This window comes from Okeania hirsuta (genome assembly GCF_003838195.1).
GTDB classification, from domain to species: domain Bacteria; phylum Cyanobacteriota; class Cyanobacteriia; order Cyanobacteriales; family Microcoleaceae; genus Okeania; species Okeania hirsuta.
The window spans coordinates 1-5510 of record NZ_RCBY01000354.1 but is presented as its reverse complement, the minus strand read 5'-3'; the positions used below and the strand labels follow the sequence as shown (position 1 = coordinate 5510).

Sequence of the window (5510 nt, the reverse complement as noted above, 5' to 3'; positions counted from 1 at the left end):
CCAAGTAATGCGTGAACACCCCCGTTGACGGTGGGGTATTAAACCCACAAAGAAAATGATAATTTCTAGCGTCAGTAAGGGCAAACAGCCGTTTGCTTCTATAATATTGACTTTTATTACTAAATGTTGAATTATACCAATGCTACCGGATTTGATATCAGTGGATACTCTATATCCTAGCTTAGGAAGACAACAAAACCCAAAGCAATTCAGCGTTCCGACAAAGTAAAAGACTTACTAAAATTAAAAAGGGATAATTTTGAGGTTTTTAGGGGCGATAATGTTGTGCTTTGCGATCGCTGTTTGAGATCTGCCAAAATAGATAATGTATTTTGGAGATAATTTCTCGAACTAGCTTCTGACCCTATGAACTTAGACCCAAATTCAATATACTCTTATCAAGTCGGCGGTAGTCTACCTGTGGATGCTCCCACTTATGTCCAACGACAGGCAGACGAGCAACTTTTTGATGGCCTAATGATGGGAGAGTTTTGTTATGTCTTAAACTCCCGCCAAATGGGTAAGTCTAGTCTGCGAGTCCAAACTATGCGACGTTTACACGCATCTGGGGTTGTTTGTGCCGCTATAGATTTAACGGCCATCGGTAGTCAGGATATTACTTCGGAACAGTGGTATGCGGGAATAGTCTATAGTTTGGCCAGTAGTGTAGACTTATTGGATCGGTTTGATATTTTGAGTTGGTGGAGCGATCGCTCTTTTCTTTCTGCTTTACAACGTTTAAGTCATTTTATTGAGCAAGTTTTACTGAGGGAAATTCGGGAAAGTATTGTAATTTTTATTGATGAAATTGATAGTATTCTCAGTTTGAATTTTAATGTTGATGATTTTTTTGCTTTGATTCGTTTTTGTTATAATCAACGGGCTGAAAATTCTGATTATCAACGTTTATCTTTTGCTTTATTGGGAGTGGCAACACCGTCTGATTTGATTAAAAATCGGCATATTAGTACGCCTTTTAATATTGGTAAAGCTATTGAGTTAGAGGGGTTTAATTTTGATGAGGCTAAACCTTTAGTTGCGGGTTTTTCTGGTATTTTTAATGATGGTATGGCAGTGTTGAAAGAGGTATTAAATTGGACTGGTGGGCAACCATTTTTAACTCAAAAAGTTTGTCAAGTAATTTTATCTTATTGTAGAGAGGTTAAGTTTAATATTTCTAGAGAAAATGAGGTAGGGTTAGTGGCAGAAATTGTTCGGTCACAAATTATTGAAAATTGGGAAGCAAAGGATGAACCTGAACATTTAAAGACTATACGCGATCGCTTACTTTACGGCAGTCATAGTCAGGGTAAGTTACTATTATTATATCGACAGATATTACAGCAGGGAAATATTAAGGCGAATCATCAACAGTTTCATAGAGAATTACGACTGACTGGGGTGGTAGTAAAACAGAAAGGAAAGTTAAGGGTTTATAACAAAATTTATGCAGAGGTTTTTAATCTGAATTGGGTGGAAAATAAATTACGCGAAGCAGGTTTAGTTTTAGAAGAAAAAGTAGAGGCAGTATATTCAGAGACTGAAATTAAAGAGATTGATAAAATTACGAATGATGCTTTATCAGAGTTTGAATTTAATCAAATAGAGGCATTAATTCTAGCAATACAGGCAGGACAGAAGTTAAAAAAATTAGTTTTGCATAATTTGTCTTTAAAAGAATATCCGACTATCGCCCCAATATATACTTTACAAAAAACTCTTGCTCAGATTAGTCAAAAAAATCAATTTATTAGTCATCAAATTGGAGTTAAAGATATCAACTTTAGCCCAGATGGAGAATATTTAGCTATTGCAGAAATCAATGGCACAATTTTATTACAGCAATTATTAAATCCCCACTCAATACAACTAAAAGGTGACGAAAATGAAGTTTTGTGTGTGAAATTCAGCCCCAATGGTAAACACTTAGCAACAGCAGGAGAAGAAGGCATAATTCGAGTTTGGAATTTACAAGGTCAACAGATAAATCAGTTTAATGGTAATCAAGGTGCAGTTAATGAAATTAGATTTAGTCTAGATGGAAAATATTTCGCAACAGTAGCAGAAAATGGAGTACAACTCTGGAATATTTCACGGCAAACGCATTCGCGATCCGGAACATCATCCCTCAAGCAACGAAATATTCATTCAAGTTGGAAAACTACTGTAAGTTTTACCCGCGATGGTGAATGTATTGCAGTTTCAGTCAGAGAAAATACAGTCAGACTGTGGAAGGGATTAAAACGACAACCTACAGAATTGAAAGCAAATTACATTGAAGAGTTTGGTCTGACAAATGTAAAAATGAGTTGGAGCGGAGAATATCTGCTTTGTATTGGTAAAAAAGGAATTTTGCGACTCTGGGATTTTCCTAAACGGCAATTGTTTGACTGGGAAACTGAGCAAACAGAGATTAACAATATTTGTTTTAGCCCCAACGACCGCTATATTGCTACAGCAGGAGCAGATGGAATAACCAAAATTTGGGAATTATCTGGAAATTTATTAACTCAGTTTCATGCTGACCGTAACTCAGTTACAGATCTCAGTTTTACCTCAGACGGAAAACAAATTGCCACGGTGGGTGCTGACGGCACAATTCGCACCTGGAATATATTTCCGAAACAACAGACTCAATGGAAAACTCAACAAGGCAGAGTTTTGAGTGTTAGTTTTAGTCTCACTGGAAAAATAGCTACGGGAGGAGAAGATGGCAGCGTCAAAATTTGGAATTTGTCTGGTCAAATATTACATCAGTGGAAAAGTGGTCGAGGTAGACTCACTAGCATCAGTTTCAGTCCTGATGGCAAATATCTAGCTACAGCAGGACGTAATAATATTTCAATTTGGAGTGAAGAAGGGCAACTTATCAGTCAATGTCACCCCCATCAAGACCTGATATTAGAAGTAAAATTTAGTCCCAATGGCACATCCCTAGTAGCAGTGGGAGCAAATGGCACAGCTATATTACGCAACTTGGAAGGAAAACAATTAGCGATACTAAAGCGCAGTAATCGGAGAATTATTGCCAGTGTTAGTTTTAACTCAGAAGGCGATCGTATTGTTACAGGTGGGTGGGATGGAAAGGTCTGCATCTGGAATCTGTCTGGGCAACTTTTAGCAAATTGGAATGCTCATCGGGATAAGGTCAGAAGTGTGAGTTTTAGCGTTGATGGGGAGCAAGTTACTTCTGCGGGTAGGGAGAAGGTGAAAGTTTGGAATATATCTGGGCAACTTTTAACTGAGTGGAGCGTGCATCAAGGAAAATTGGTGGATGTGTGTTTTAGTTTGGATTGGCAACGAGTGGCAACGGTGGGAAGTGACTATACTGTTATATTGTGGGATTTTTCTGGGCGCAAATTAGCACAGTGGGATACTCCAGAAATGGAATTAACAAGTATTAGTTTTAGCAATAATGGTAAATATTTGGTTGCTGGTGGGAAAAATAGTATGGTTTGTCTATGGCGAGTTGAAGGTTTGGATGAACTTTTGGTGAGGGGTTATGAGTGGTTACAGGATTATTTTGTTACTCATCCTGAAGAATTGGAAAAGTTGGAGGTATCTGAGAATCAAAATGGTGTGGTTGAAAATGTCGATTTAAGTAATGTTGTTTCTCTAGGAATAGATAGCTCACCCGCAGATATTCCTGTTAGTGTTAGTCTTCATTCTAATTATGAAATTAACTATATTAGGTTACGGGATTTATTATCAGCAGGAAAATGGCGAGAAGCAGATTTAGAAACTACTGCGATTATGCTGAAAATAGCTGGTCGAGAATCAAAAGGTTGGTTAAGAGGGGAAGATATTATCAATTTTCCCTGCCATGATTTACTGACAATAGATAATCTGTGGGTGAGATATAGTAATGGTAAATTTGGCTTGAGTATTCAGAAAGAAGTTTGGCAAAATTGTGGTGCAACTCAAGATAGTAGTTATCAAATTAACGATCTGGAAATTTATAATAATTTCAGTGAAAAATTAGGCTGGAAAATAGGAGAAAAACTTTTAACTTATGAGGAATTGAATTTCGATATAAATGCCCCAAACGGTCATCTTCCTGGAGGAATATTGAATTGGTTATGGTTTAGTTTTTATCTAGGAAAATCTAAGCTTTTCAGCGAGGAAACTATTTGGTGGGATATTCTTTCTGCTATAGCAATGAAATTAGATATCTGTCAGTCTGACAAATTAGTAAAAATTTATCAATCTGATCAAGAATGATTTTTAGGTGAATTTTTAGTACATGACAAAGTAGTAAAAATTTATCAAGGTGATATTACTAACTTAGAAGTAGATATTATTGCTAGTAGTATAGGTGGTCTAGTGTATGACCGAATTCGACAAATTACTGGGGAAGATATTTGGAAAGACATGATGAAATTGAGAATAGAAATGAGGAATTCCACTTTGTCATCTTTCAGAGATGTAGTCATAACAAACGCTGGCAAACTCCAAGCGAAAAAAATACTTTATGGATTATTAATAAGTTCACATGAAGAGGTAATTCAAGAACTACTTTATACTTGCATGAAAATCGCTCATAAACTCAGTTTTAAAACAATTGCTTTTCCTTTATTTGGCAGTGGATTAGGTGTTTTATCTGCTCAAAAAGCTTGGCAAATTATCTTGTCACAAATAATCAAAAATTTATCTGATGAAAATCAAACAGTCAGAGAAGTTACTATCTGTATATATAACCGAAAAATTGTAGAAGAAATTGACGTTAGAGAGACACTAAAACAAATTCAAAACTTAGGTTGGGAATCGTTATTGTAATGGTTAAAAATTACAGCAGTTTTCTAGTTGATGAGGTACAAAGTTTTATTGCTCTAGGGAACAGGCAACAGGGAACAGGCAACAGGGAATATAGGAATAAATAGTCTTATAGCTGTACCTTACTATGCTCAAAAGTGCTGTAATATAGCAGGGAACAGGGAACAGGGAACAGGGAACAACAAACAAATGAATAAAAATTATGGCGTTGCACAGTGACGAATGATTTGAGATTTTTGATTGAATTGGATTGTGGATTTGAGAATTGCTAGAATGATTAATTAATGGTTTTTTTTTAGTCAAAATCTCAACCAATTTTTGGCAATATCATTCCATAATGTGCAACCCCAAATTTCCGGCATTGCACAGTGACGAATGATTTGAGATTTTTATTGAATTAAATTTTGGATTTGAGAATTGCTAGAATGATTAATTAATGGTTTTTTTTAGTCACAATCTAAACTAATTTTTGGCAATATCATTCCATAATGTGCAACCCCAAATTTCCTGTAGATATTCACCCTTGATTTTACACAAACGATACCAGCGGACATGATATTATTCAGCAAACCCTAGATTAGTCTTAAACTGTACCTAACGATCCTGAAATTTTCTGTATTCTTTTTTAAAACTGGTATAATACCAATTTAATAAATGTTTGCTACAAATAGCTAGGCTATTTTTTATCATTTTCTTTGTGGGTTTAATACCCCACCGTCTACACGGTGTTCAAAATT

The 5510-nt window shown here is 35.8% G+C and carries 2 protein-coding genes; both read left to right on the top strand.

Features of this window, described 5'->3' with window-relative positions:
• Positions 1-366: 366 nt before the first annotated feature.
• Positions 367-4221, top strand: coding sequence for a GUN4 domain-containing protein (locus tag D5R40_RS29975; RefSeq protein WP_124155652.1), 3855 nt, complete (start codon positions 367-369; stop codon positions 4219-4221).
• Positions 4222-4323: 102 nt separating this feature from the next.
• Positions 4324-4776, top strand: a complete 453-nt coding sequence (locus D5R40_RS29970) for a macro domain-containing protein (RefSeq protein ID WP_161565108.1) — start codon at positions 4324-4326, stop codon at positions 4774-4776.
• Positions 4777-5510 lie beyond the last annotated feature (734 nt).

What these genes read in the sequence shown, in the direction of transcription:
- D5R40_RS29975 (WP_124155652.1), top strand. Translation starts at nt 367, where the DNA reads ATGAACTTAGACCCAAATTCAATATACTCTTATCAAGTCGGCGGTAGT.